Here is a 409-nt window from a genome sequence, read left to right as displayed (position 1 = left end):
CAACAATAACAACAACAACGGCCGGGGTGGCAACAACAACAACAATAACAACAACAACGGCCGGGGTGGCAACAACAACAACAATAACAACAACAACGGTGGCGGCGGGGCGAACAACAACAATAACAACAACAACGGTGGCGGCGGGGCGAACAACAACAATAACAACAACAACGCTGGCGGCGGGGCGAACAACAACAACAATAACAACAACAACGGTGGTGGCGGGGCGAACAATAACAACAACAACGGTGGTGGCGGGGCGAACAACAACAACAACAATAACAACAACAACGGTGGTGGCGGGGCGAACAACAACAACAATAACAACAACAACGGTGGTGGCGGGGCGAACAACAACAACAATAACAACAACGGTGGTGGCGGGGCGAACAACAACAACAATAAC

Annotated in this window: 1 protein-coding gene; it reads left to right on the top strand. The window is 50.6% G+C overall.

Annotated features, from left to right (window positions below):
• Positions 1-409: hypothetical protein (locus UK12_RS45270; protein ID WP_197085381.1), on the top strand; the 409-nt coding region annotated here is incomplete at both ends.

The sequence above is a fragment of the Saccharothrix sp. ST-888 genome (assembly GCF_000955975.1).
In the GTDB taxonomy this organism is placed as follows: Bacteria; Actinomycetota; Actinomycetes; order Streptomycetales; family Streptomycetaceae; genus Kitasatospora.
Note: the sequence above shows the minus strand (reverse complement) of the source record. Positions and strands in the feature narration are given on the sequence as shown.